General features: G+C 44.7%; 1 protein-coding gene and 1 rRNA gene. Both read right to left on the reverse strand.

Features of this window, described 5'->3' with window-relative positions:
* Window positions 1–136: 136 nt before the first annotated feature.
* A complete protein-coding gene (locus tag ACI1P2_RS31380) occupies window positions 137–559 on the reverse strand; it encodes a hypothetical protein (RefSeq protein WP_355327724.1) in 423 nt (140 codons plus the stop codon).
* A 231-nt stretch (window positions 560–790) separates the two neighbouring features.
* Window positions 791–866: ribosomal RNA gene (rrf, locus tag ACI1P2_RS31515) — 5S ribosomal RNA — on the reverse strand; the annotation flags it as partial.

The following is an 866-nucleotide window of genomic DNA, read 5'->3' on the forward strand; positions in this document are numbered from 1 at the left end:
AAAAAAGAGCGGGCTATCTTTTCGATAACCTGCTCTTTTTTTGATTTTTGGCCCTGCGCCTTAACTAAATGACATTGACCTAATGGGGCTCTCTTATCTATGCAAAAAGATGTGTTTCAGAATTAGCAGTATCCGGTTATTCAGTGGTTTCAATCGTCTTCACATTGACCGTAGGCTTCTTATCCCTCGGTACCAGAACTGTAAAAAAGTCGTCATGCACCGACAAGTGCACGATCTGTCCGTCCTTTTGAAACACCCTTTGGCTGCCTGAAGATTGAGAGGTCTCTTCTTTCCATCCCCAAGCGGCAATTTCCTGCAAATAAGGATCCGGAATTTCATCGCTCTCTTTAATACCTGGCAGGGTATAGCGCACGTAATCTATTTCAGAGCTTTGGCTTGCACGTTCTGTTTTATTTGCTTCCTTAGGTACCGGGAATGCCTTTTGGTTGGCTGCACCCTCAAACGCCGTCCAAGAAGGTTCTTGTGCGCCACAACCGGCAAGAATCGCTACAGCGATACTCAATAGCATTGTAAACAAAGGCCATTTATTTCGCCGCATGCTCTTCCCTCCTTCCCAGCCTGACTGAACAAACGGTCTTCTCCTCTTTTCAAACAAACTATAGATGACCGATAGGTTTAGCAGATTGAACCATAGTAAATTATAGCCTGTTTACATGGCTTTTCCGTAACAAAAATGTTACCTTCAAAATGTAAGTTTACCATTGCTAAGACATAGTGATACAAACCTAACAAAAAAACCACCATCGTTACTCGACAGTGGTTTTTTCGTGCCTGGCAACGTCCTACTCTCCCAGGACCCTTCGGTCCAAGTACCATCGGCGCTGGAGGGCTTAACGGTCGTGTTC

The sequence above is a fragment of the Paenibacillus jiangxiensis genome, assembly GCF_046098255.1.
In the GTDB taxonomy this organism is placed as follows: Bacteria; Bacillota; Bacilli; order Paenibacillales; family Paenibacillaceae; genus Paenibacillus; species Paenibacillus jiagnxiensis.

Coding starts and splice junctions, on each gene's coding strand:
- ACI1P2_RS31380 (WP_355327724.1), bottom strand. CDS start 559: ATGCGGCGAAATAAATGGCCTTTGTTTACAATGCTATTGAGTATCGCT.